General features: G+C 51.8%; 22 protein-coding genes and 1 pseudogene. 15 read left to right on the top strand and 8 right to left on the bottom strand.

The genetic code is table 11. The annotated features are described in order from the left end of the window. The first annotated feature begins 24 nt into the window (after positions 1-24). The 3 genes from BJP58_RS11160 (at position 25) to BJP58_RS11150 (ending at position 2,545) form a co-directional block, all read left to right on the top strand. Positions 25-525, top strand: coding sequence for a TRAP transporter small permease (locus BJP58_RS11160; protein WP_194543970.1), 501 nt, complete (start codon positions 25-27; stop codon positions 523-525). Beyond that, complete coding sequence (locus tag BJP58_RS11155; RefSeq protein WP_194543969.1) at positions 525-1,805, top strand: TRAP transporter large permease; 1,281 nt, start codon at positions 525-527, stop codon at positions 1,803-1,805. The genes BJP58_RS11160 and BJP58_RS11155 overlap by 1 nt, the downstream gene beginning before the upstream one ends. A gap of 77 nt (positions 1,806-1,882) precedes the next feature. Further along, positions 1,883-2,545 (top strand): class II aldolase/adducin family protein, encoded by a 663-nt coding sequence (locus tag BJP58_RS11150; protein ID WP_194543968.1) that lies wholly within the window; start codon positions 1,883-1,885, stop codon positions 2,543-2,545. 118 nt (positions 2,546-2,663) lie between these two features. On the opposite strand, the gene BJP58_RS11145 is transcribed toward BJP58_RS11150, so the two are convergent. Both BJP58_RS11145 and BJP58_RS11140 read right to left on the bottom strand, forming a co-directional pair. After that, the gene (locus BJP58_RS11145) at positions 2,664-3,209 is read right to left on the bottom strand and encodes an HXXEE domain-containing protein (RefSeq protein WP_233355040.1); all 546 of its coding nucleotides are present in this window, start codon (positions 3,207-3,209) and stop codon (positions 2,664-2,666) included. A 171-nt stretch (positions 3,210-3,380) separates the two neighbouring features. Then, a complete protein-coding gene (locus BJP58_RS11140; protein WP_194543966.1) occupies positions 3,381-3,980 on the bottom strand; it encodes a TetR/AcrR family transcriptional regulator in 600 nt (199 codons plus the stop codon). Positions 3,981-4,076: 96 nt separating this feature from the next. Here BJP58_RS11140 and BJP58_RS11135 point away from each other — a divergent pair. The 4 genes and pseudogenes from BJP58_RS11135 to BJP58_RS11120 form a co-directional block, all read left to right on the top strand. Continuing rightward, a pseudogene (locus tag BJP58_RS11135) lies at positions 4,077-4,286 on the top strand (ABC transporter substrate-binding protein); the annotation flags it as partial. Positions 4,287-4,743: 457 nt separating this feature from the next. Then, positions 4,744-5,928, top strand: coding sequence for a sugar diacid recognition domain-containing protein (locus tag BJP58_RS11130; RefSeq protein ID WP_194543965.1), 1,185 nt, complete (start codon positions 4,744-4,746; stop codon positions 5,926-5,928). A gap of 131 nt (positions 5,929-6,059) precedes the next feature. Continuing rightward, on the top strand, positions 6,060-7,328 hold the full coding sequence (locus BJP58_RS11125; RefSeq protein WP_194543964.1) for a GntP family permease: 1,269 nt from the start codon (positions 6,060-6,062) through the stop codon (positions 7,326-7,328). A 60-nt stretch (positions 7,329-7,388) separates the two neighbouring features. Further along, positions 7,389-8,531: a glycerate kinase gene (locus tag BJP58_RS11120; protein ID WP_194544909.1), complete on the top strand. Its 1,143-nt coding sequence runs from the start codon at positions 7,389-7,391 to the stop codon at positions 8,529-8,531. Positions 8,532-8,935: 404 nt separating this feature from the next. Here the strand turns inward: BJP58_RS11120 and BJP58_RS11115 are convergent, their stop codons facing one another. Next, the gene (locus tag BJP58_RS11115; RefSeq protein WP_194543963.1) at positions 8,936-9,811 is read right to left on the bottom strand and encodes a LysR family transcriptional regulator; all 876 of its coding nucleotides are present in this window, start codon (positions 9,809-9,811) and stop codon (positions 8,936-8,938) included. Positions 9,812-9,943: 132 nt separating this feature from the next. Here BJP58_RS11115 and BJP58_RS11110 point away from each other — a divergent pair, with 132 nt between their 5' ends. Together BJP58_RS11110 and BJP58_RS11105 are read left to right on the top strand one after the other, a co-directional pair. After that, positions 9,944-10,864: an NADP-dependent oxidoreductase gene (locus BJP58_RS11110; RefSeq protein WP_194544908.1), complete on the top strand. Its 921-nt coding sequence runs from the start codon at positions 9,944-9,946 to the stop codon at positions 10,862-10,864. Positions 10,865-11,094: 230 nt separating this feature from the next. Continuing rightward, complete coding sequence (locus BJP58_RS11105) at positions 11,095-11,988, top strand: DUF4097 family beta strand repeat-containing protein (RefSeq protein WP_233355039.1); 894 nt, start codon at positions 11,095-11,097, stop codon at positions 11,986-11,988. Between the two features lie 114 nt (positions 11,989-12,102). On the opposite strand, the gene BJP58_RS11100 is transcribed toward BJP58_RS11105, so the two are convergent. From BJP58_RS11100 to BJP58_RS11090, 3 genes are all read right to left on the bottom strand, one after another. Further along, positions 12,103-12,804: a MerR family transcriptional regulator gene (locus BJP58_RS11100; protein WP_194543961.1), complete on the bottom strand. Its 702-nt coding sequence runs from the start codon at positions 12,802-12,804 to the stop codon at positions 12,103-12,105. A 123-nt stretch (positions 12,805-12,927) separates the two neighbouring features. Further along, on the bottom strand, positions 12,928-13,800 hold the full coding sequence (locus tag BJP58_RS11095; protein WP_194543960.1) for an alpha/beta fold hydrolase: 873 nt from the start codon (positions 13,798-13,800) through the stop codon (positions 12,928-12,930). Between the two features lie 207 nt (positions 13,801-14,007). After that, on the bottom strand, positions 14,008-14,634 hold the full coding sequence (locus BJP58_RS11090) for a CGNR zinc finger domain-containing protein (protein WP_194543959.1): 627 nt from the start codon (positions 14,632-14,634) through the stop codon (positions 14,008-14,010). A gap of 329 nt (positions 14,635-14,963) precedes the next feature. Here BJP58_RS11090 and uvrA point away from each other — a divergent pair, with 329 nt between their 5' ends. The 3 genes from uvrA to BJP58_RS11075 all read left to right on the top strand — a co-directional run bounded on the left by uvrA (position 14,964) and on the right by BJP58_RS11075 (position 19,829). After that, entirely contained in the window at positions 14,964-17,465 is a 2,502-nt protein-coding gene (uvrA, locus tag BJP58_RS11085) for an excinuclease ABC subunit UvrA (protein ID WP_194543958.1), read from the top strand. Positions 17,466-17,495: 30 nt separating this feature from the next. Further along, a complete protein-coding gene (locus BJP58_RS11080) occupies positions 17,496-19,259 on the top strand; it encodes an ABC transporter ATP-binding protein (RefSeq protein WP_194543957.1) in 1,764 nt (587 codons plus the stop codon). A 180-nt stretch (positions 19,260-19,439) separates the two neighbouring features. Beyond that, on the top strand, positions 19,440-19,829 hold the full coding sequence (locus BJP58_RS11075) for a tautomerase family protein (protein ID WP_194543956.1): 390 nt from the start codon (positions 19,440-19,442) through the stop codon (positions 19,827-19,829). 84 nt (positions 19,830-19,913) lie between these two features. Here the strand turns inward: BJP58_RS11075 and BJP58_RS11070 are convergent, their stop codons facing one another. Next, positions 19,914-22,028 carry a multicopper oxidase family protein gene (locus tag BJP58_RS11070; protein ID WP_233355038.1) on the bottom strand — a complete coding sequence of 705 codons (2,115 nt, stop codon included), beginning with the start codon at positions 22,026-22,028 and terminating at the stop codon, positions 19,914-19,916. 148 nt (positions 22,029-22,176) lie between these two features. Here BJP58_RS11070 and BJP58_RS11065 point away from each other — a divergent pair, with 148 nt between their 5' ends. From BJP58_RS11065 to BJP58_RS11055, 3 genes are read left to right on the top strand one after another with little or no spacing between them, the layout of a single operon-like run. Next, a complete protein-coding gene (locus tag BJP58_RS11065; protein ID WP_194543955.1) occupies positions 22,177-22,863 on the top strand; it encodes a response regulator in 687 nt (228 codons plus the stop codon). Beyond that, positions 22,860-23,966: a sensor histidine kinase gene (locus BJP58_RS11060; protein WP_194543954.1), complete on the top strand. Its 1,107-nt coding sequence runs from the start codon at positions 22,860-22,862 to the stop codon at positions 23,964-23,966. The genes BJP58_RS11065 and BJP58_RS11060 overlap by 4 nt, the downstream gene beginning before the upstream one ends. A gap of 43 nt (positions 23,967-24,009) precedes the next feature. After that, positions 24,010-24,912 carry a LysR family transcriptional regulator gene (locus BJP58_RS11055; RefSeq protein ID WP_119847051.1) on the top strand — a complete coding sequence of 301 codons (903 nt, stop codon included), beginning with the start codon at positions 24,010-24,012 and terminating at the stop codon, positions 24,910-24,912. A 197-nt stretch (positions 24,913-25,109) separates the two neighbouring features. On the opposite strand, the gene BJP58_RS11050 is transcribed toward BJP58_RS11055, so the two are convergent. Beyond that, positions 25,110-25,943: a helix-turn-helix transcriptional regulator gene (locus BJP58_RS11050; RefSeq protein ID WP_194543953.1), complete on the bottom strand. Its 834-nt coding sequence runs from the start codon at positions 25,941-25,943 to the stop codon at positions 25,110-25,112. Positions 25,944-26,011: the final 68 nt, after the last annotated feature.

Below are 26,011 nucleotides of genomic sequence, written 5' to 3'. Positions count from 1 at the left end.
TTTTCTTCAAGAGGGGGATAAGCCATGCGGCAGGCATTAAAAGCAATCGATACGCTCAACAAACTCGTGGGCATCGCAGTGGCCATGATCCTGGGTGTCATGTCCATCCTGATTATCATGCAGATTATTTACCGGATTGTCGGGTATCCGCTTCACTGGTCCGAGGAGCTTGCCAGATACTTGATGGTTTATCTTGTATTTCTGGGTTCCTCGCTGGCGCTGCGTCATCATCGGCTGGTAGCGATCGAGCTGCTGCCGGAGCTGGTGAGTGAAGTCAACCGAAAGGTGATTCGAATCACGGTCATGGCGATATGCATCGTGTTTTTCATTCTATTGCTGGTCCAGGGCATCGACATTCTGGGCCGGGTCTCCGTGCAATCATCGGCAGCGATGGGGCTTAGCATGTCGGTTCCTTATGCAGCCATTCCGATTGGAGCGGTGCTGCTCATCATGAATGCGGTAGCGGTCATTCTGGAAACGATCGTGTCCGATACCGTACCGCAAGCGAAGGAGGAAGGATTATAATGCCTATCGTACTGTTTGGATGTCTGATCCTGTTCTTCGCCATCAGTGTTCCGATTGCCGTTTCGATGGGGATGGCGTCGGCTGTAGCAATCTGGTGGGAAGGCGGTACGCCGCTGCTTGTACTGGTCCAGCGTTCGTTCACGTCTACGGATTCATTCCCGCTGATGGCGATTCCCTTCTTCGTGTTCGCGGGTACCTTGATGGAGTTTGGCGGGATTTCCAGACGATTGGTGAATCTGGCGAATGCACTTACAGGCCATTTGCCGGGCGGACTTGGACTCGTTACAATTGTAACCTCGATGTTCTTTGCCGCCATATCCGGTTCCTCCGCGGCGGCAACCGCGGCGCTGGGCAGCATCCTGATTCCGGCCATGATCTCCCGGGGTTATCATAAGAACTTTACGGGGGCTCTTCAAGCGACGTCCGGTGAGTTGGGGGTTATCATTCCGCCAAGCATTCCGTTGATTCTATACGGAGTAGCTGCCGAAACTTCCATCGGCGATCTGTTTATGGCGGGTCTCATTCCGGGAATCATGATTGGTTTATCGCTGATGATTGCCGTTTATATTATTGCGAAACGAAAAGGTTATGCGCGCGAGAAGAGAAAGACGCCGGCAGAAGTATGGCAGGCCTTCAAGGAATCCTTCTGGGCCGTCCTTATGCCGATCATCATTCTTGGCGGAATTTACGGCGGAATCTTTACGCCGACCGAAGCCGCGGGCGTTGCCGTTGCGTATGCATTCATTGTCGGTGTATTTGTGTATAAGGAGATTAAATTCTCCAAGCTGATAAATATTCTAACGCAATCCACGATTACGACATCCGTGATTATGTTCATCATTGCAAGCGCGGGGTTGTTTAGCTGGATCATGACGCGTGAAGGAATTCCCCAGGCGGTTGCAGGTTTCTTCGTGAACATATCCGATAACCCGATCGTGTTCCTGTTACTGGTCAACGTGTTCCTGCTGATCGTGGGCATGTTTATGGAATCCAATGCATCGATCATTATTCTGGCACCGCTGCTGGCGCCGGTAGCGGCCGAATTCGGGATCGATCCGACGCATTTCGGGATTATTATGATCGTCAACCTGGCGATCGGGATGTGCACGCCGCCGCTCGGCATCAATCTGTTCATATCGGCCCAGATCGCAAAGATCCGGCTGGATCAGATCGCAAAAGGCATGGTGCCGTTCTATATTGTGTTGATCATTGACCTGATGCTGATCACGTATCTTCCGCAATTGTCGATGTTCCTGCCGAATCTGTTAGGCGGTAAATAGGAAGTACGTTAGTTGATGTTCATCTAGCAAGCGATTTATGGAGAAGTATCCAGACTATATTACAGGAGGTAGATGTCATGGCTAGTGTAGAAACGATTAGAAAAGAACTGCAGCACACCGGTAAATATATGATGCAATACGACCTCGCGTGGGGCAATGCGGGGAATATCTCCGCCAGAACGGAAGGGGACCGTTATGTGGTGACGGCCAGCGGGACTTTCCTTGGCGAACTGGAGGAAGCAGACTTGATCGAATGTGATCTGTCCGGGAACGTGTATGGGGCAGAAGGGCGCAAACCGTCCAAAGAAACACCCATGCATCGGGCGATTTACGAAAGCCGTCCGGAGATCGGAGCGGTGCTCCATGCTTCTCCGTTCTATACTACGCTGATTGCCTGTTCCGACATGGAGCTTCCGTCCAATATGTTCGTCGAGACGATGTATTATCTTGAGCGTATCGAACGTGTGCCTTACTATCACCCGGGCAGTGACGCGCTGGGCCAGGGCGTCCGGGAAAAGGCAAAACTCGCCAATGTGCTGCTCCTCGAGAACCACGGTGTGGTTATTTATGACACGTCCATTCGCGAAGCGCGAATGGCCTTACAAACGCTGGAGATGGCCAGCCGCATGCTGATTACTTCGATGAGCGCTAAGGTGGGGATTCAGGGTCTTGGACCGGAGACGGAGCGGGAATTTCTGGAGAAGGCGGGTTATAAGCCTAGACGCAATTGGAGTTTGTAGGATTTGCAAGAGTTGAGAAGAATGCTTCCGGATGATCCGGAAGCATTCTTTTTTGAGATTCAATATGATGCGCCAACGTTGAGTAGTCGCTTTTCTTCTACATATCGCTTGTCGGAGCCTACATATTATTTATGCGAGGTGGTGCAATACGTTTTCCAAGCGTCAGACCCGTCCATACCAGCAGCAGGGTGATCGGCAGGGCGATGATGGTTCCGAGAGTGAGGGAAGTCATATCTACGATGTCTGCATGGAGGAGACGATAGAGCGCATAAATCCCGTAAGGAATTTCAAGGAGGGCGGCTGTAATGACACCCGGGGTGTATGCCCACAGGGCGATCGACGCGCCCGCATGTTTCACGCCATCCAGCAGGAACACCGTGACAAATCCCGCGAACAGCGCATTGAATGGACTGCTGATTTCGAAGTTAAGAGACGTAAGGAGCGTTACGCCGGTGAGAATAAAGCCAATCAGCAGAACGGCAAAGGTGAATTGCAGGGTGATATTTTTATCCCACGGAGTGGAGACAGGCGTGATTTTGGATAACACAGGGTTATTCTTGTTCTTCCTGAGCCACCATTCCATCGTGGCAATCTCTTCTCCATCGTGAATGAAAAATACAACCGGCAGCAGCCACAATATCATGACGATACTCCAATCTGACATGAATGACAGCATGATCTTCATTTCTCCCTTCAATGTAACAATGTTTTCGATATCTATATAAACTGAGTGTATACTCAAATTCAAAGGATAAAAGAAGCTGATGCAGAGATGCTGTTTCTGTTCTGCGATCAGCTTTTCTACTCAATCCTTCCTGTGATGAACACCGGCGGCTTAGGATTCTTCAGTCATACCATGCATCAGCAGCCGGACGAGCTCACGAATATACGATTCGTCCCCAAGCGGGAGCGTTTCCTGCCCGAAGCGGGTATGGAGCATGCAATAGACCAGGATGGAGGAGGTCATCATCATCATCGCGGTCTGAATCGTATGTTCTGGTTGATGCTTAGATCCCGCCGCCTGTTTGAGTATGCTGCTGCCTGCTGTCCCCATACCTCCGATCAGCTGTGAAACCTCATTCGATACCTCGGCATCCTTTATGAGTTCCGGTGACCAAATGAGCATTAGATAATCCATGTTTGTCCTGAGGAACCCAAGGTATGCCAAGCCGAATTGAAACAGGGCCTCCTCCGCAGGCAGCTTCGACAGTTCCCCCGCCTCCGCTTGAAGCTGTGTAACAAAGGAAAAATTGTTTACAAGGTAGAGCAGCAGCTTCCGCTTATCTCCGAAGTGGTAGAAGATCAGCCCTTCGGCAACGCCGCTTTCGGCTGCAATTTCTTTGGTTGTCGTCGCATGATATCCCTGATGGGAGAACAGCTTCAGAGCAGCATTCAATATCCGTTCCTTCTTGGTATTTCGATTGGTTGTAGTCATAGACAAATGGCTTCCTTTATCATTAATGACGAATCTCAGAAAACTGAGTGTTTACTCAATATTACAATGTTTATACTGCTACCATCAACCGAATCATTCCAGACGGCCATTGATCAGCTGCACCAGACGAAGCTGGTTAAAGCGACCCAAGGTGCTGTGATGGGCGTATTTACCGAGGCAAGACAGATTGTGGAAGGTGCGATTGAAGAAGTGCTGAACAACAAAAAGTCACCGCAGCAGGCACTGGATGACGCAGCAAAAGAAATTACGACCAAAATCCAGGATTATAACCGTACTGTGAAATAGCATAGATGGGGAACCTCAAACTCAGGATAGACAGGGAGTAACAATCCGATCCATCAGGATCGGATTGTTGGTTCGCAGTATGAAATGCTCAGCCAACAAACGATTCACCGGCAGTTTCGCCTAAGCGATACATTCTTAGAAAGAAATCCACCTCAACCGCAAGCGACGGAATCATGATTACCTGCGTTCTCTTGAGGCCATACTGCTGGTGTATGAGTTTACAAAAGAAACGCGAAAGCGTATACTCAGACAAAATAACCGTCAATTATAGTACCTCACCGAATAACAGCTACTTCGCAAGGAAATACCCTTCCTCGTGTTAACACTCACATTTAGGGCGTATATAACGTTATTCCAAGCTGAATGCCCCTATCCCGGCAAGAATGCGATTAATCGCGCTTATCGGATGGAGGGCGTTTTTTCATATCGTGGCGAACATAGACAGGGGATAGACAAGATGAGCAGATTGACAAAGGAATTGGCGCAAGAAATTGTAACACGGACGATGCAAGTGATTCATTATAATGTGAACGTCATGGATGAACGGGGGCGGATTATCGGTTCTGGCGACCGCTCGCGCTTATATCAGAAGCATGAAGGGGCGCTCATTGCGATTGAGAGGAAGGGGCGCTTCGAGATTGACGAGGAAAGCGCGCGCAAGCTGCAAGGGGTGCTGCCCGGAACGAATCTGGCCATTCACTTCCAGGGCGAAGTTGTTGGGGTCATCGGCATTACCGGCGATCCGAACGAAGTGACCAAGTACGGGGAGCTGGTGAAAATGACGGCGGAAATGTACTTGGAGCAAGCAGATCTGCTGGAAAAAGCCCAATGGGACAAGCGGATGAAGGAGGATTTCCTTCTGTCCGTCATTCATGCGGACGGCAAGGATAATGCCATGCTGCGCCTCCAGGCGGAACGAATTGGCTTCCATCCGGATAAGGCGCGGGTTGCATGCATTATGGAGCTGTCCGGTGCGCAGGACGCGAATTCATTGTCTACGCTCAAGCAGGTGGTCGAAATATTGGAGGGTCGGCCCGCCATCGACCTGATCGCCATTCACAATACGCGCCAAATCGTGTTGTATAAGCCCCATCTCCATCCGCGGGAGCCGAATGCCGATATATGCGAAGGCATCCGTCACATTCGTAGACTGCTGGAAGAGAAGAGGATTGCGCCGCTCCGCATTGCGGTTGGCAAGGCGTATTCCGGCATCGAAGGTTTAATCGCGTCTTACCGTTCCGCGCAAGATACGATGCGGGCAGGCCAGGCGATATTCCCGGAGCAGACGGTATACTACGGCGAAGATATGCCGAATGAGACCGTGGCAGCCAACGTTATGCCCTCGTGGGTGGCGGAAGAGCTGAAGCGGCTATGGTGGCGATTCGCGCAGGAGGATAAGAGCGGGGAACTGCAGCAGACACTGGAGGCCTATTACGATGAGAACGGCGAGCAGCAGCGCATCGCCGAGCGGCTGTCGATTCACCGGAATACGCTTCGCTACCGGCTGCAGCGCATTCATGAGGCGACAGGCAAAGATCCGAAGCATTTTCGCGATTTATATACGCTGATGACGGCCCGCTGGCTAAGCGCGCTGGAAGAGAGGAAGCCGGAGAGTGAGGGCGTCTGGAAAGAACATGCATGATTTGTGCATTTGAACAAAAAACATGTTCTATAAAGCGCTTTATTTCATTTTTATGCATGATGAAGCGCTTTCAGGTTACAGGTACAGTAACAGTATAACGAATTGAGACAACACATTAGGGGGTCTTGACTATGGACGTATCTGTAACTGTACTTGGTGCTTTGACGGCATTGGTTGTGGCGATTGTGCTTATATTGCGTAAAGTCCCTCCGGCTTATGGCATGATGATTGGGGCACTTGCCGGGGGAATCGTCGGCGGAATCGGGCTGGTTGATTCGGTGAATTTGATGATGGATGGCGCAAAGGGCATGATTCCGGCCGTGCTGCGCATCCTGGCAGCCGGCGTGCTTGCCGGCGTCCTGATTGAATCGGGCGGCGCGAAGACGATTGCCGAAACGTTGGTCCGCAAGGTCGGCGAGACGCGTGCGTTGTTTGCGCTGGCGTTCGCGACGATGGTACTGACGGCCGTCGGGGTATTTATCGACGTCGCGGTCATTACGGTGGCGCCGATTGCGATCGCGATTGCGCAGCGCGCCGACTTGTCCCGCATGGCGATATTGCTTGCCATGATCGGCGGTGGGAAGGCCGGCAACATTATGTCGCCGAATCCGAACGCCATCTCGGCAGCGGACGCATTCCATGTTCCACTGACATCGATGATGATGGCAGGAATCATACCTGCTTTCTTTGGGCTTTTTGCCACTTATCTGATCGCGAAGCGCCTGTCCAAAAAGGGAACGAAGATCACGGGCCAGGAAAGCGTAGACGACGGCGCTGAGCAGCTTCCGAGCTTCCTGGCGGCGATGATGGCTCCGATCACGGCGATTGTGCTCTTGGCACTGCGCCCGCTGGCCGACATCGTCATCGATCCGGTGATCGCGCTGCCGGTCGGCGGCCTCGTTGGGGCCTTGTGCATGGGCCGCATCAAGCAGATCAATCAATTTGCGGTATCGGGCTTGGGCAAAATGTCGGGCGTGGCTGTCATGCTGCTCGGCACGGGGACGTTGGCCGGCATTATATCGAATTCGCAATTGAAGGATGTCATCATCGACAGTCTGGCCTCCTCCGGCTTGCCGGCTTACTTGCTTGCGCCGATAAGCGGCGCGTTCATGTCCTTGGCCACCGCTTCGACGACAGCAGGTACCGCGGTCGCCAGCTCGGTGTTCGGCTCGACGATTATGGGGCTTGGCGTTGCCTCCCTGGGTGCTGCGGCGATGATTCACGCCGGGGCGACCGTCTTCGACCATATGCCGCACGGCAGCTTCTTCCACGCAACGGGCGGAAGCGTCAATATGGCGATGAAGGAGAGGCTGCGTCTTATTCCGTATGAGACCGCAATCGGTCTCGTCCTGGCCGTCGTATCGACATTGGTGTTCGGCGTGTTCGGCTGGTTCTTGTAATCTCCGGCAAAATGATTGTTCAGGCAGTTGGTTAAGACTGATGGAGAGGGAGTGGAGAGAATGAAGGTTGTAATTGCTCCAGACTCATTTAAAGAGAGTTTATCCGCATTAGAGGCATGTCATGCCATAGAGAAGGGAATGCGCGCCGTGTATCCCGAAGCGGATATCGTCAAGGTGCCGATGGCTGACGGCGGGGAGGGCACGGTGCAGTCTTTGGTGGATGCGACAGGTGGACGATTGGTTCACACCGAAGTGACGGGACCGCTTGGCACCCCCGTGACCGCGTTCTACGGCATACTTGGTGACGGGAAGACCGCGATTATTGAAATGGCGGCCGCCTCGGGACTAGCGCTTGTGCCGCTGGAGCAGCGCAATCCGCTCGCGACGACGACGCGCGGGACCGGCGAGCTTATTACGTCGGCGCTGAACGAAGGTGTCAGCACGATTATTCTAGGCTTGGGCGGCAGCGCCACGAACGACGGCGGCGCTGGCATGGCGCAGGCGATCGGGGTGCGGCTGCTTGACGCCGATGGCTCGGAGATTGGCCATGGCGGCGGAGAGTTGCATCGCATTGCCCGCATCGATACGGGGGGAGCCGATCCACGGCTGAAGCAGGTTGCCTTCGTGGCCGCGTGCGATGTGGACAATCCGCTGACCGGAGAGCGCGGCGCCTCGGCCGTATTTGGCCCCCAAAAAGGCGCCGATCCGGCCATGGTACAGCAGCTTGACGGCAATCTCGCCCATTATGCGGCGATGATTCAGGCATGCTTGGGCCGCGACGTGGCCCGGATTCCCGGCGCTGGCGCAGCCGGAGGGCTTGGCGCCGGTATGCTCGCATTTTTGGCCGCTGAGTTGAAGCGGGGCGTGGATATTGTTATCGAAGCGACGGGGCTGGCTTCGCATGTGAAGGATGCGGATCTCGTCATTACGGGAGAAGGCCGCATCGACGGCCAGACGATTTACGGCAAAACGCCGATGGGCGTGGCCAAGACGGCTAAGCGGTACGGAGTGCCGGTCATCGGCATCGCAGGCTCGCTTGCTGATGGGCATGAAGCGGTGCTTGAGCATGGCATCGATATGGTGTTCACGATCGTGCCCGGCGTATGCAGCCTGGACGATGCAATAAGTCAAGCCGCGGCCAATATGGAGCGGACAGTGCGCAATATGGCGATGACGTTAAAATGCGGTAGCAAGTTGGCTTGAATAAGATGACGACCAGAGACGGGGATGAGGGAATTCGAGTGTAGGATTTGGCTGCCAATCCTGTTGCTTTGGCATTCGGATATAACGTAAACATCCAAGAGTTTACGTTGTTTCCGGTACTTTAGGGGCCGTCCCATAAAATAGTCTGCTTACTTGATGAGAAGGCTTAATGGATGAAAAAACAGCAAAAAATAAAAGAATGGCGGTTACAGGGAGGTCAGCCCTGTACCGCCATTTCCGTCTTTGACGTAATCCTCCTGGGCAAGTAGCGGAGAGGACAAATCGATTCCGGACAAGCGTCAGCGCGATGGGAGGAACGATTGGTACACGGAGCGTCTTCTAACAGCAAGAAGAGGGCCTCCGGCAAGATCTAAGATCTTTTGGGACAGCCCCTTGCGGTTGTCTTACCGTGATTCCGCGTAGTATTCCACGAGGAAATCACGGAAAGAAATCGCGGCCTTGGACAAGTACCTGGATTCCAGCCATGCTATTTGGAATATGCGGCGGGCCTGAGGCTCGCGAATGCTCAGCTTCGTCAGCTTTAATTCCTCGCCGCTTCTGCATTCCCCGATTAAAGCCACGCCAAATCCGGAACGTACCAGATCGGCTATGGTTCCGGGGTCCTCCACCTCGCAGACAACCTTCGGCAGAAAACCGGCTTGTTTGCAAAACTCATTATTCATCTTCTGATACGGATGACCTTCTTTATATCCGACAAACGATTCACCTGCAGCCTCGCTTAAGTGAATTTGATTTTTTCCAGCTAAGCGGTGGGTGGGGGGAACGGCCAAGAACACCTCTTCGACGAGCAAAGGAAAGCTGCGTATATCCGGGTGCCGGATGGGCATGGAGGTGAGAAAGAAATCAACCTCGTTATGTTCAATCGTCTGAACCATATCCTCCATCGAAGACTGGATGATATGAAAGTTGACCTTCGGATGTTTGCTTAGAAACAATCTTAAGGGCTCGCGGAGCTGCTCCATGTTGGATAAGGCCAAATGAATACGCCCATGCTCCAGCCCCGCCAGATCCTCGACTTCACGCCGTCCCTCCTCCAGCAGCTGCAGGGCTGCTTTGGCTTTTGCCAAAAATGCTTTGCCATACGGATTGAGGCGGATCTGGCGGCCTTGGCGTTCGAATAACGGAGCGCCAAGATCCTCCTCAAGTCTGGCAATGGTCTTGCTGAGCGCCGGCTGAGCAATATGGAGCTCCTCTGCGGCTTTGGTCATATGTTCAAGTCTTGCTACGGTTACAAAATACTTCAGCTGTAACATTTCCATTCCGGTTCACCGTCCTTGCTTATATACTCCAGTATATGTATACATGGACATTTTTGTATTTTTTATTATCTATCGATGATTATAAAATGATCTCAGAAACAAGATCAAGAGATTCATGAAAGGATGATCGATATGAAAGCCGTGGCGTTTAGTACGATTGGACCGCCGGATGTCCTGCATGTCATGGAATTTGAAGATCCTCAGGCCGGTAACGGTCAGATCAGAGTTAAAATCAAGGCAGCTGGCGTACAGCCAGCCGACTGCGGGATAAGGGGAAGCGGCTGGGCGCCCCCTAATGTGACATTGCGGATGCCGCAAATCCTGGGCAATGAGTTCGCCGGAACGATAGATCAGGTAGGTGAGGGGGTCAGAGGCTTTGAGGTTGGTGAGGACGTCATTGGCTGGTCTTTACTCGCCTGTTACGCGGAGTATGTCGTGGTTAGCGCCGATCAAGTGGTTCGTAAACCGGATTCGATGCCGTGGGAAGAAGCGGGCGTGCTGACTGCATCCGGGCAAACGGCCCATACGGCTCTTCAGGCGTTAGGAATCGGTGAAGGCGATACCGTTCTGATCCATGCGGCAGCAGGTGGCGTCGGTTCTTTTGCCGTCCAGATCGCTCGTGCCTGGGGAGCCCGGGTCATCGGAACGGCAAGCGGGCGAAATCATGATTATCTTCGTTCACTGGGTGCTGTTCCTGTTGTCTATGGCCCAGGCCTTGTAGACCGGGTCAAGGCCGCCGCCCCAGAGGGCGTCAGTGCCGCGCTGGATGCCGCTGGCGAAGATGCGCTGCTGGCCTCGTTGGAGCTTGTCGGAGACCGGAGCCGCATCGGCACGATTGTAGCCTTCGATCGGGTAGAAGAGCTGGGGGTTCTCGCGATCCGCAGTCAGCGATCCAAGGATCGATTGGCCGACTTGGTTCAGTTATATGAACAAGGCAAACTGCTGATCCATGTGTCCCGGACGTTTTCGCTGAGCGAAGCAGCAGAAGCGCATCGCACTGTGGAGTCCGGCCACGTTCGGGGGAAGGTCGTGCTGCGGATAGACCAGCCATGAGATGAAAGTCATCGCCTTTGTCCCCGAATTTCAGCCGTTACAAAACAACGATAGACATGTGGGGGCAGCAGCGATGGGAGGCGTGATTCGAATGCGCGGCGTCATACAAATGACGGAGGGGGCGTCCCAGACTAAGGTCCAGGAAGAAACTGGTCCGTGGCAGCGTGTCAACTTTTTCCTTCACGATATAATGAACATATACATAAAGAGGAATGGACGTGGAGGATTTTATGAAGAAACAGAGTACGATGGCAGTGAAAATCTCATCGCTGTTGATATTTGCTGTCCTGGTAGGATGCGATGCCGCCAATAATGCGGAGGAAACAGTAAAGCGGGAGCTTGATCAATTGGCACAAGTCGGGAATTTGGCCGGCGATTCAGCGCTGGCTATCAGTGATCAAGTAAAGCGTGAAGGGAAAGAGTTCGAGTTGACGACGGCTCAGGAAGCCGGAGCAGCCGAGGGATTGGCCATCGATCATGCGGTAGGGAATATTGAACTCATCGCTGTACCCGGTCATGGGATTAAAGTAAAAACCACCGTGTGGTTTAATGAAAGCTTTTTCAAGAATGACAACATTCGTACCCAGATTACGGAGCAGGCTGCTACTTCCTTTACGCTCAAGGACGACATCCTGGAATTAAGAACGCACCCTAGGGAGGACTCCAGCAAGAGTTTATGGGATTGGTCGCAGAAGCAATTTGGCGACTCCGGATTCATGATAGATTATGTAATCGAAGTGCCGGAAGACATGCGGAATATCCGCATTAAGAATGATGTAGGGAAGATTCGAGTGAACGAATTGAAGGGCGCTTTTGAACTCCATTTGGGAGCCGGGGAAATTCAGCTGGCCAAAACGGAAATCGCGGGCAATTCCAAGATCGTATCCGAGGCGGGCAGCGTGAAGCTGGATCTTGAGCAGATCGATAAGGACAGCACGCTGACGGCCAACACATCGGCAGGCAGCATCACGGCCACGTTTGCGCCGTCCATGAAATACACGCTGGATACCGAAACCGAGCTTGGACAGATTACTGGAGCAAGCCGGGGGCAGAGCGACGTAAACGGCGGGGGAGCGAAAATATCCCTGACGACCTCCGTCGGTTCCATTAAAGTTAATCCATAATCGGCACATGATGAGGGGTATCAAGGATCGATAAACACAAAAAAACAATCATGGATGTAGTTCGTCCTTGATTGTTTTTTTATGTTAAACATCAATGTACATAGGGAGTGGGCTTTACATTAATTTCAGCACTTGGCACAGCTGATATAGATAGTGCACGCCGCGTATCTGGTTATGGTTGCGGTAGTTGAGGTATACAAGCGTGTCCTTGAGCACCCGTCTGGCATTATCGACTTGATGATGCTCAAGTTCATGCAGTACGTCTTTGATGACTTCCAGCGGGTAATTGGCCGAGCGGAGAATCCGAATGATCATGATCTGCCGGATCTGGGCGCCTTCGAACTTCCGATAGCCGTTTTCCCGATCCCGAGGCAGAATCAGGACGCCTTCCTTCTCCCAGTGGCGGATAGCCGAGGTCGGAACGCCGGTTTCGGCCGCAACCTCCCCGATGGTCAGCTTTCTTTTCCGCCCACGGGCATCGACAACGTCAAGCTGCTCGATATCCAGAATGCGGATGGTCCGCTCCGCGAGGACTTTATCCTGCTGCAGATTGGCCTGAACCTCGTTTACAATCCAGAGCGCTTCATCCAGCTCGTTCTCCTGCAGCTTGATCATCACTTGCTTCGTAACGTCTACGCCGAAGCCGGGAAACATGGCTCTTATGCATTCGAAGTATGCGGCATGCTCCTCCGTATACACCCGGTATCCGTTCGGGGCACGCTTTGCAGGAGGGACAATGCCCCATTTTTCATAATGCTTGAGCGCACTTGTGGTAATCCCCAGTTTCTTGGCTATATCAATCGGTCTGATACCCATGACGGTCCCCCTTACCTCATGCAAGGATCTGTTTGAATACTTTTTTTCTGGGGGATTGTATCATGAAGAACGGCCCAATGAAAAGCCTGCCGGGGAATAGCTTATATCATTGTCATGCTCATATTATGAAGATTGACGTTCCAGGAATGCCCGGATGTAATCCATGATTTCCGGTCCATGTGACTCCAACGCAAAATGCCCGGCATCCTTCAGGATGTGAAGCTCGGCATCGGGCAGATCGCGCAGATACGGATGGGCCCCGTTCTCAGGGAAGATATGGTCGCCTTGCCCCCACACGATAAGGGTCGGCGGCTGCGCATCGCGGAAATACTGCTGCCAAGCCGGATATAAGGGAGGATTTGATCCGTAATCCAGGAACAAATCCAGTTGTATTTCCTGGTTCCCGGGCCGATCCAGCAGCGCTTGATCCAGCGTGTAGGTGTCGGGGCTGATGAGGGACGTATCACGGACGCCATGGGTATATTGCCATTTGGTTGCCTCGATGCTGGTTAACCAGCGCAGGGCCTCGCGTTTATCCGGATTCGCGGGATCTTCCCAGTACGCTTTAATGGGATTCCAGAATTCCTCGAGCCCCTCCTCATAGGCATTCCCATTCTGTATGATCAGCCCCCGAACCCGCTCGGGATGGCGTGCTGCAATTCGGAAACCAACGGGTGCGCCGTAATCCATAAGGTAGACGTAGAAGCTCTGGATATTTAATTGGTCGAGCAATTTCTCGATGAGCTGACTGAAATGGTCAAAGCTGTACTGGAATTGATCATGGTCAGGCGCACTGCTGTAACCAAAACCAGGATAATCCGGTGCAATCACGTGGTACTGATCGGCAAGAGCCGGGATCAATTGACGATACATTTGACTGGAAGTCGGGAAACCATGCAGCAGCAGGACAACAGGCGAGCCGGGAGCCCCCGCTTCACGGTAAAAAATATCCAAGCCTTCGATTTGAGCCGTGCGATACTGGATTTTATGATTCATCTGATAAATGCCTCCTTGAATTATCTACGAATTTTTATGATGCAATTGTTATGTAGAGCTTTTTGAATGGTCGTAATGATAAGAAGAAAAACACCACCTCATTTAATTTATTAACCATCTAAATATGATTAAGGGAATTATATACCTTGATTATTAACCTGTAAAGAGTTATTTTGGGTATTAAAAAAGGAATCTTAGATGATTTATCTAAGATTCCTTCGTTTGCTGCTGTTTCTGACGCTCCAGATAGGCAGCGACCTTCATGCGGTTCCCGCATGTTTTGGGGCTGCACCAGCGCCTTGTGCTATTTTTGCTATTGTCGTAAAAGCGAAGCACGCACGCCGGATTTTCGCATTTTTTCACCAATTTCAGGTCATGGGTAGTTAAAAAATCAACGGCAGATGCGGCGACCGGGGTCAACAGATCCAGCGGCTTGCGAAAAAGCATCCGGCTTTTGCGGCTGTACGCGTTCCCTTCTGCCACCAGCGTTGTGCGAAGGATTTGCTCCTTCAGCAGCCCATTGATATATTGCAGGCTAACTTCCGTAGAGGTCTCGTTCACGCTGCCCGGCTGAATCAGATTAAAGAGGTGGCCGCGGAGCAACCGGGCGGCTTCCACGATTCCGGCTTCTTCCTCGGAGCCGTTATATACCGCCTTGCGCAGGTTACGCTCGACCTCGGACAGCAGGTTCGCCTTCACCATCCAATCCAATAAAGAATCGAATGTATCAAGCAAATCCAGAGGTTGTCCATCAACCGCAATCTTGGTATTCACGAAATCCAGCATGGGATGGTTGCCAATAAAATAAAATTCGGGTGCGATTTTTTTCGGCATGGTTACCGCTCTCCTCAAAACATACGATAAGTATTATTTGTAGCCCATTATATAGTCAATGCTGTGTTTATACAAATGGAACGGCAACAAACGTTATACATAAACCTTGAAGCTCCGTGACGGCTTTTGATCTCGAAAACGGCGATAGATCAACCTTTTTCCGTTTGGAATTTTGTACTTGCATCAATGTTGTAAGATGGGTTTGTAAATTGAAGGATTGGAGCCAGGCTTCCAAAACGAAACAGTATGCTTGCGCTTGCGAAGCGAGTTTTATTGCGAAGTTTCTCAATGAAGCTAAGCTCCACAAAACTTTTAGGAGGTTCGGATATATGGAAGGAACGATTAAGATTCGCGGTGCCCGGGAGAACAACCTGAAGAATGTCTCGCTTGAAATTCCGAAGTACAAACTGGTTGTCATGACAGGTCCGTCCGGCTCGGGCAAGTCCACGCTCGCGATGGATACGCTGCAGCGGGAGTGCCAACGGCAGTACATGGAATCCATGGGCATGGTGTCGGACTCGGTCAGCAAGCCGAAGGTGGATTCGATTGAAGGACTATCCCCGTCAATCAGCGTGGGACAGCACATTACGAACCGGAACCCAAGATCCACCATCGGAACGGTGACGGATATCTACACGCTGCTTCGAATTCTGTTTTCTAAGCTTGGTGAACGTACTTGTCCGTCCTGTGGCGATACGGTGATACCTCATGTGGAGGGAGAAGCCTATCACGGTCTGGCTGAGGAGGAAGAGATCAGCGATTCTCACGAGACGGTTCGTTGTAGGCGATGCGGCCATGGTCTCGAAAAATTGACGATGTCGCATTTTTCCTTTAACAAGCCGGAAGGCGCATGCGAAACATGCAGCGGACTCGGTCAAACGGTCAGTCTGAACATGGAGGCTGTGTTTCGTCCGGAATTAAGTTTAAGGGACGGCGGGGTGGCAACGTGGTACAGCGCTCTTACCGATTATAACATCACCATTCTGAAAGCGGCAGCCAAGTATTACGGGTTCGCATTCGATGAGTTCATGCCGATTCGGGACTATGACGAGGTTCAGCGTGATCTCCTGTATTACGGCGTAGAGAGCGAGCAGTTCAGCCGGCATTTTCCTGACGTCAAACCGCCGAAGTCCGTAGGACAAGGCAAGTACGAGGGTGTAGTCACCGGGATATGGAGAAGGTACCGGGAGAAGGGAAGCGAGTCCGGTGAAGCGTCCCTGTTTCATGAGCACCTTTGTCCGGATTGTCACGGAACGAAGCTGAAGGAGGACAGCCGCCGCGTCCGGGTGGATGGAGTCTCCATTAACGAAGTCAACGCCTGGTCGATCGGGGAAGCCTTAAATTGGATGGAGGCGCTGCTGAGGAAGCTGACGGAGGACCAATTAACGATTGTGGAACCGCTCATTCATGATTCCGTCGTCAGACTAAAACGCATTATGGATGTCGGGCTGGGTTACATGTCCATGGAGAGGCAGGTCGTCACGATGTCAGGCGGAGAAGCCCAGAGGCTTCGACTCGCATCGATTCTGGGATCAGGCCTGACAGGGGTACTGTACATTTTGGACGAACCGACAACGGGACTGCATCCCAAAGATACCAGGGGACTGATCCAGGTTCTGAAACAACTGAGGGATCTGGGCAACACGGTGCTCGTCATCGAGCATGACGAAGAAGTGATGCGGGCCGCTGACCATATCATTGATATCGGACCGGGCGCGGGAACGATGGGCGGTACGGTTGTCGGTCAAGGAACGCTGGAGGAGCTTATTCATCATCCCACATCCGTGACCGGATCCTACTTCCGCGAGAACACGATGCTTCCGGAACCGAATCGGCGCAGGGCTGGGAACGGAAGCCTGCTGACGATCGAGGATGCACATTTAAGAAATTTGAAACATATCACGACCTCTTTCCCGCTCGGCTGTCTCATATCGGTGACAGGCGTATCGGGATCTGGTAAATCCACGCTTTTGTTTGATCTTCTGGCGGAATCCGGAAGCGATCAATCAACTCCAATCGGCTGCAAGGCCATCACGGGTTGGGAATCGGTAGGGCAGCTGATTACGGTTGACCAATCACCGGTATCCCGAATGCAGCGCTCCAACATTGCTACGTATACCGATGTTTACACCCATATCAGAAACTGGTACGCCAGCTTGCCGGAAGCGAAGGAGAGTCAATTGACGGCCAAGCACTTTTCCTTTAATACACAAGGCGGGCGCTGCGAGACATGCCAAGGACTTGGCGTTGTGTCGGTGCATATGCACTTCCTTCCGGAGCTGGAGGTACGTTGTCCGGATTGCAAGGGCAAGCGGTTTAAGGAAGAGGTTCTGCGCGTGACCTATAACGGCTACACCATCTCCGACATTTTGGATATGACGATTGAGGAAAGTCTGTCGATTCTGGAGGATCGGCCGAAAATCATGGAATTGACCCGGCTGCTCTGCGATGTCGGGCTTGGGTATTTGAAGTGGGGGCAATCGGTGAGCACCTTATCCGGCGGTGAGGGACAGCGCATTAAATTGGCTAAGGAGCTGAGCAAAAAGACCAAAAACCACACGCTGTATTTGCTGGATGAGCCTTCAACCGGGCTTCACCCCGGAGATGTCCAGCAGCTGCTCGTTCTGTTGAACCGCTTGGTGGACGCGGGGAACACCGTGATTTTGGTTGAACACAATTTGGACCTGATCTGGCATTCGGATTGGCTCATCGATATCGGGCCTGGCGGAGGAGCTGCCGGCGGGTCTGTCGTGGCGACAGGAACGCCTGAGGAAGTAGCGGCTGTGGAAGCCTCGTTCACCGGCCGTTTTATCAAAGAAATCTATATGTGACGGCTGGATGCAAAAAGGGAGGAATTCCATATGGAGCAAACCGTAGAAGAGAAGGGTAAGGTTACAAAAACCACGATTCGGTATTTTATTAAGCTGCTGCGCTCTTCGGGTATTCCGAAGCTAGTGCTGTTTCTGGCCATCGTGCTCAGTTTGGTTGGTGCGGTGACGGGACTGGTCGTCCCGCTCATCACCGGCCAATTAATCGATAATTTTGCTGCAGATTCATTTAATATTCGTACGGTCGGCTTTCTGGCCGTTCTGTTCCTGCTGGAAGCCGTGGCGAGCGGACTTTCCTACTATATGCTTGCCTATGTCGGGAACCAGACGGTGAACAAAATTCGTAAACGGCTCTGGACCAAGGTGCTGGCATTGCCGGTTCCGTTCTTTGACAAGCACCGTTCGGCAGAAACGATGAGCCGGGTGACCAACGATACGAATGAAGTGAAAACCCTGATCACGGATCATTTGATTGCTTTTTGCTCGAATCTATTGACCGTTTTGGGGGCCGTTGCAATCTTGTTTTACTTGGATTGGCGGATGACCCTCATCATCCTGATTGCCGTTCCGGTCGGGTTCGGCATATTAATGCCCATCGGCGGAAAGATGTATAAAATCTCCATCAGCATGTATGGACAGCTGGCCCAGCTGTCCGCCATGCTGACCCAGGTGATCGGCGAGATTCGCCTGGTGAAAGCCTCCAATGCAGAGCGGAGGGAGGAGAAAAGCGGGTATGACGATATGGACAGCCTGTACCGATTCGGCATGAAGGAAGCCAAAATCAACTCGGTCCTGATTCCGTTGATGTCGATGGTCATGGTCGTCCTGTTGGTGGTCATTATCGGATACGGCGGCGTTCGCGTCTCTTCCGGCGCTCTTAGCGCAGGCGAGCTGGTATCGTTTATCCTGCTGCTGTTCCAGATCATGTTTCCTTTCAGCCAGTTTGCTACGTTCTATTCCCAACTCCAGAAGGTGATGGCGGCCACCGAGAGATTGCGGCTGATTCTCGAATATGAGCCGGAGAGCGACAATCGTGCGGTGCGTACTGCACCGGATGGGCATCGGGATGTTGAATTTAAAGAGGTGGCGTTTGCTTATCATGAAGGCGAGACCATTCTGTCCGAGGTATCCTTTTCGATCCCTGCCAAGAAGGTCACCGCTTTGGTAGGACCCAGCGGCAGCGGCAAAACCACGGTGTTCTCCTTGATTGAGCGGTTCTACGCGCCATCCGGCGGGGAGATTTACTTTGGCTCCGAAGCGATCCGCGATTATACTTTGGAGTCGTGGCGGCGTAAGCTCGGGTATGTGTCCCAGGACAGCCCGCTCATGACCGGAACGATCCGGGACAATATCGTCTATGGACGGGAGGAGCCGATCTCCGACGAGGAAATTGCTGAAGCGGCGAGACTGGCCTATGCGGAGGGATTTATCGAGGCACTGCCGCGAGGATATGACACGGAGGTTGGGGAGCGAGGCATCCAGTTATCGGGAGGTCAGCGTCAACGCGTGGCGATTGCAAGGGCTTTGCTGCGGAAGCCGGACATCCTGCTTCTGGATGAAGCGACGGCAAGCCTCGACAGCGACTCCGAGCATGAAGTGCAGAAAGCGCTGAACAATCTGATGGTGGAACGAACGACCGTGGTCATCGCCCACCGGTTATCCACCGTGGTCGAGGCGGATCAGATTATTGTCCTGGAGAAGGGGCACATTACGGGAAGCGGGACGCATGAAGAATTGATTCGAAGCCATCCGTCCTACGTGGAGTGGGCGAAGAAGCAGTTCCAGATCGGGGAATAGGGGCACATGGGGGGATTGAACCGGGGAACAACAGTGATCGGCACAACGTTTCGCATACCTTGTTCAACATGTGTTATTAGGGCAAGAGGTTTTGTTTCGACCAAGGTCGAATAGAAATAATTGGTAGCGTAAACCTTGGCATAGATGAGTAGGGTGGAGAGTAGAGGAGATGAGCAGAGCATGGCGCAAATCAAAATTTATGGCGTCCGGGAGCGGCTGAACCCGGTGAAGGAACAGCTGTCGGAAGTGATACATTCATGCGTGGTAGACGTTTTTCAGCTTCCGGCGGATAAGAAATTCCATCGTTTTTTCCCCATGAGTCGCGAGGATTTCTTCTTTCCTGACGGGAGAACGGATCGTTACACGGTGATCGAGATCAGCATATTTGAATGCCGGACCGTGGAGGCCAAGAAACAGCTGATTCGATTGTTGTTCGAACGGCTCGAGCACTCGCTGCATATCTCTTCCCAGGATGTGGAGATTACGATATTCGAAACGCCGCAGCACAACTGGGGAATCCGGGGGCTTCCCGGCGATGAACTGGCTTTAGGGTATAAGGTGAATATTTAGAGGCTTAGCTAGTGTTAACAATTGCAAACAAGCGCTCGATTACCGCTGGCTCGGGAAGCCTGGTGATCGGCGCTTGTTTTTTGTTCATTCGTGTTTATTTACGGTGGCACTCCCGATTTCGTAAGGCGTGTAAACCCCCTCATACATGAGATGCATCGACATCCCGGCCGCGGCATGGTCCAAATTGTGGCAGTGATCCATCCAAAGCCCCGGGTTGTCGGCTTCAAACGCAGCTTCATACGTCTCGCCGGGCGCTACATTTAGCGTATCCGTCCACCAGGGACTTCCTTCGACAGGTTTTCCATTACGCTTCAAGACGAGAATATGGTGACCATGCAGATGCATCGGATGATCCATGAAGCCCCGATTCACAAACTTCATTTTTACGATATCCCCTTCACGTACCATGAGAGACGGCGTATTCGGAAAGACATAACCGTTGATGGTCTGCACATTGGTCATCATGCCGTTATAGAAGCCCACGCGGTTGTCGAGAACAAGCGTAAAGTTACGGTCATAGACGGTATCAGCGTCAAAAGGAACCGAGGACGGCGTGCCGTATTTGGCCGGATTGAATACCGGGCCCTCCTGGCCAGAAAGCGGCTGATCCCGATCATTGCCGGCAATAACAATCGCCTCGCTCCGTTCGTTGATCGCATCGGCAGTGTGCGCCAGGGATACCGCATGATCCGGCATGGCAAAGGAAATATCGTAGCGTCCGCCGGCAGCCAGCAGCATCTTTTGATTTTGTATCCACTCGGGACCGTTGAGATCCATGCCGTCAATGGATGTTACTTTGAAGGATGCTCCTGACAAATAGAACATTTTAGGCATGTTATGTGCATTGATTAATCTTAACCTCACGGTTTTGCCCGGCTTTACGGTCTGTCGCTGGAGCTTTCCCGTGGCCCCTAAGGTGATCGTTGTTCCATTGCTCGTTCCTTTCGGATGAGCCATCACGGTTATATCGACGTCTTCCAAAACGGTAGCGTCATCCGGTTCGATGACAAGCGTGCCATACAACCCTTTGGCAACCTGCACCGAGGATTGCTGATGGGAATGATACCAGTATGTGCCCGTCTGTTCCGCGATGAACCGGTAGATAAACTGTTCTCCAGGCATGACGGCATTCTGCGTTAATCCTGCCACGCCATCTTCTCCGTTCGGAACATTTAGTCCATGCCAATGGATCGTAACGCCATCCTCTACATCAATATTGACCAGGGTAACTTCGACCAGTTCGCCTTCCTGAATACGGAGTTCCGGACCGGGAACGAGGCCGTTAAAAGCCCATACCTCTTCGGTTTCGCCTGAGGGCATGGTGAGCAGCTTTTTCTGTGCGCTTAATTCGAATGTGCGGTCAGGCGTTGAGGTCTGCGGTCCGCGCAAGCTGGCTACACTGATCGATTCTATATTCTCTGCAGATATGCTTGATGCTTCCGCGTGACTTCCATGATGGCTATGGTTCCCGGGGCTTCCGCTGCTGTCATGACGGCCATGCTCCATCATGCTCATTCGGTCCGGCAGCCGGGACGAGATCAAGCCGGCGGAAACCATTATGGAGGTGATGGCAATGACGAGCAGGCTCTTCCATGAGAATCGGATAAGTCTCTGCTTGTAGGTTACATGGTGATCCATGTTCAATGAATGCTGCAATTCCTTGAGTTGTCTTCTGCGGGTAACCCACGCCATGCCCATCAGAATACCGAATGCAATCCAGACGGTTATAAAACTGCTGAATCGGAGTGGAGATTGCGAGAGAAACAACATGTATAAGCAGGAGCATGCTGCTGCGAAGAACGCTGCCGAAAAAGGCGCCGTAAGGATGCGGTTGTTCAGGTAACCGCTTGAACCGTCGCTTAACTTTTCATGAAGGACTTTTAATTTGCGACTCGTTAATACGGGCAGTGAGAAGATAAAGATGGCGGAAATCGAGAGCACGGAGAGCGGCCACTGGATGAACACCTTGTCTTCGACAAACGCCCAATCGGCACTCCACAGCACCGCACCCGCAGCGAATTTAAGCCCTGTCATGATCATGGCGGGCCACAACCAGAAGCGAAGTTTGTTTAGATGCTTAAGCAGGACTTCCTTCGGTTGCGGAAGGCATGTTTTTTTTGCTCTGTAATCGACGATCCACCATATTAAAACAATTAGAAACGTTAATACGTATTCAAACATGAGCCAGCTTCTCACCATTGTGTACGCCCCTTTACATTGGTTTTGCATTCAGTGTACAGATCAAATGTGTAGAACTGTTGGAGATGATCTTTTCATTCTGTGTAGGATCACTTCTTATGCTGGAAACGGGTTATAATGGTTCTAAAAAGTGAGAGGGTTATTCGCAATGGAGATGACGCTGTTGCTTGTGGAAGACGAAGTGGCGATGCTGGAAACGATAAAGCTTTATTTAGAGGGCGAAGGGTTCCGGGTTCTTGCTGTGACCAATGGTCAAGATGCGCTTGAGTGCGCCCGAAGAGAGCAACCTTCGCTTGTGGTGCTGGATTGGATGCTGCCTGGAAAGAGCGGAATCGAAGTGTGCAAGGATCTGAGGCAATCCAGTGCTTGTGGAATCATCATGGTAACGGCGAAATCAGAGGAAACGGACAAAATTATTGGCCTGGAGCTTGGTGCGGATGACTACATAACCAAACCGTTCAGTTTGCGGGAACTGACTTCCCGCATTCGCTCGGTTCTCAGACGAACGGCTTCAATCCAGCTTGAGGCGTCGCCCTTGCAGCGTGGGGATCTGTTGATATCGGAAACCAAATGCCAGGTTACGCGAAACGGGGAGCTCATCCCGCTGACCCCGACCGAGTTCAAGATCTTGCTGACACTGGCCAACAGGCCGGGGGTTGTGTTCAGTCGATTGCAGCTTATGAAGGCAGCTATGGACGATGATTTCATGAATTATGAACGTACCTTGGACTCTCATGTCAGTAAACTGCGTAAGAAGCTTGAGCCTGATCCTAACCATATGAAATACATTCAAACTGTGTATGGGTTTGGATATCGATTCGGTGAGCCGAGATGACGGTACGCGGCAAAATATTCATGGCGATGGGCGTCCTGGTCATGCTTGTAACGGCCGCGTATATCGGCACAACGCAAGGCTACTTGGGAAGCCTGTTTGCCCGGTATGTTCCCGAGGGAAGCGGGGGTGGCCTGGGAGGGGACCGTCTCGAGGAGTTAAGCAACTATGTGCTTGGCGAAATGAAGATGAAAGCTCTTATGGTGACGTTGTTTGTTGCATGCGCTGTGGTCATTTTGGGTTATTGGCTTTCAGGTCTAATCATTCATCCGCTCCATAAACTGATCGCGGTCATGCGAAAAGTAGCCGATGGAGATTTGACAACGGAAGTGCCGATCAAGCGAAAGGACGAGTATGGTCAGGTTGGGGAGGCGTTCAATTCCATGACGCACCAATTACGAGAGGCCATGGACCTCCGAAAAAGACTTGTCGAAGATATAGCGCATGAATTAAGGACGCCGTTATCCATCGTTCAATCCAAGCTGGAGTTGATTCAGCAGTCCCCAACCAATGTGAAGCCGGAAGTTTTGCTTCCCCTTCACGACGAGGTGCTGCGCCTGGTGCATTTGGTGGATGAGCTTCATCTTCTGAATACGGCGGAAGCGGGGCAGTTAGTCTTACATAAAGAGAAGACCGATCTGAACTTGCTATTGGGCAATCTCATGGAGCTCATAGAGCCGGAGGCGGATGCTTGCGGGGTTACGTTAAAGGGGCCTGAATATCGGGATTCAGCATGGGCCCGGGTCGATCCGAAACGGCTGAAGCAAGTATTACTTAACTTGTTAACCAATGCGCTGCGGCATACGCCGGAAGGGGGCAGCATTTCGGTTCGAATCGATGCTAGGGACCTGTCCGGACAGGTTGCGATTAGCATAACGGACACGGGCACAGGCATACCTGCTGATGCGCTTCCTCATGTATTCGACCGTTTCTACCGGGTGGATAGCGGAAGAGGCAGGTCGACAGGAGGCACCGGTCTGGGGCTTTCGATTGCGAAGCAGATTGCAGCGGCTCACGGTGGCTACATCCAAGTAGAAAGCGAGCTTGGCAAGGGGACGGAATTTACGGTAATCCTTCCCTGGAGCCATGATAGCGGTAAAAATTAACGTGCGAATGTTATCCTTGTAGATATAAAAAGGGGGAATCACTTTGACCTTACAACAATTAAAGTACGCCATCGAAGTAGCCAACCGTGGTTCCATGAATGAGGCGGCCAAACGGTTATTTATTTCCCAGCCCAGTCTGTCCAATGCGATCAAGGATCTGGAGGAAGAGCTTCGCATTACGATATTCGAACGAACCAACAAAGGAATTTCCTTGTCCAAAGAAGGCGCGGAGTTTCTAGGATATGCACGGCAGGTGGTCGAGCAGGCTGAGCTTCTGGAGGGGCGTTATCTGAACGCAAAGCCTTCCCCGCAGCATTTTTCGGTATCCACGCAGCACTACGCCTTTGCGGTCAATGCCTTCGTGAAGCTGGTTCAGGAATACGGGCAGGATGAATACGAATTGGCGCTGAGAGAGACGAAAACCTACGAAATCATCCAGGACGTCAAAACCTTGCGCAGCGAGATCGGCATTCTATACCTGAACGAATTCAATGCCAAGGTGATCAACAAGCTGCTGAAGGATGCAGGGCTTCAGTTTACCAGCTTGTTTACGGCGAGGCCGCATATTTTTATCAGCATCAAAAATCCGCTGGCCAAGCAGTCGATCGTGACCATTGACGAGCTTCAGAATTATCCGTATTTGTCATTCGAGCAAGGGGAATACAATTCATTCCACTTCTCGGAGGAAATCCTCAGCACGTTATCCCATAAAAAAAGCATCCGGGTCAATGATCGCGCGACCCTGTTCAATCTGCTCATCGGGTTGAATGGCTATACCATTTCGACCGGGGTGCTGAGCGCTGACCTGAACGGGAATGAGATTATTCCGGTTCCACTCGCATGCGATGAGACGATTAACGTCGGATGGATCAGTCATAAAAATGCGACTCTGTCCAAGCTTGCGGCAGCTTATGTCGAAGCGCTGCATGAGGCGATATCCACTTGATTTTGATGGGAAAACGGTGAAGGGATTCCCGGAGGATCTCATTATTACGACTCACGTACGCCACTTGCAACTATCATTCGACATGGGCATCATCCGGCGGATGCGGGCGATTTGGAATTCGTAATCAAATAATCGCTCTTCATATATCCCCTGGGAGGTATCGGAAAAGGATTCCGATACCTCCCAGGGGATTTTTATTAGCGGTTGGACATGATCTGGTTTCGAAATTCTCCCGGAGACATGTTGGTGAATTGCCTGAATACCCGGCATAAATAATGGACTTCCATTCCGACCTTTCTCCCGATTTCCTCCAGGGTCAAATCGGTGGTCATCAATAGACCCTTTGTTTTCTCGATCCTGACCTTAATAATATACTGCACAGGTGTCATCTTCATTTTGGATTTGAAGAAGCGGATGAAATAGTTGGGATTATAATGGATAAGTCCCGCCAGTTGCTCTACGCTGACGTTATCGTTGATATGCTCCTCGATATACTGGAATACCGTGTTCAGCTTCTGCATATCGGGCAGCATGGACAGCGAGAGTTGACGATCGGGAACGATGTCAAGATAATGTCGGACAAGCTTCATCAATATTTCGTTCCTTTGCAGCGGGGCTGTCCAAGCGCTGCTCCCATATGCATCGATCAATTCCTTGAATAACTGCTCCATATATGACTCGTCCGGCACATTCAGCACGTGGGGAAGATGAATTAGCTGAAACAAATTCAGCGTGTCCACCTTGGCGGTAAAATGGCACCAGAACTTCCTGTAGGTGTTATCGCCCACGACAGAGATGGAATGAAGCGATCCGGCTGGCATGAGAACGATTTGCCCGGGGGAGGGATGATATTCTTGTTCGTCGATCTTAATCCAGCCCTCCCCTTCCCGTATAAAATATAGGGCGTTATAGGACGGTCTCATATTAAAAAAGCGCCAGTTCTGGGACACTTTATCAACCTTGGCAATGGATAAGCGAAGATTCGCGTTAGCCAGGTAATTTTGAATCAACTTCAGGTGGTTTATATCCATTGGCTGCCCCCTACCGGTGTGTATTTTGGATACATTGATGTGTTTTTTATGCATTTCAAATCCGAGTG

It is taken from the genome of Paenibacillus sp. JZ16 (assembly GCF_015326965.1).
GTDB lineage: Bacteria > Bacillota > Bacilli > Paenibacillales > Paenibacillaceae > Paenibacillus_AQ.
The sequence above is the reverse complement of the archived record's forward strand: the minus strand, read 5'-3'. Positions and strand labels throughout refer to the sequence as shown.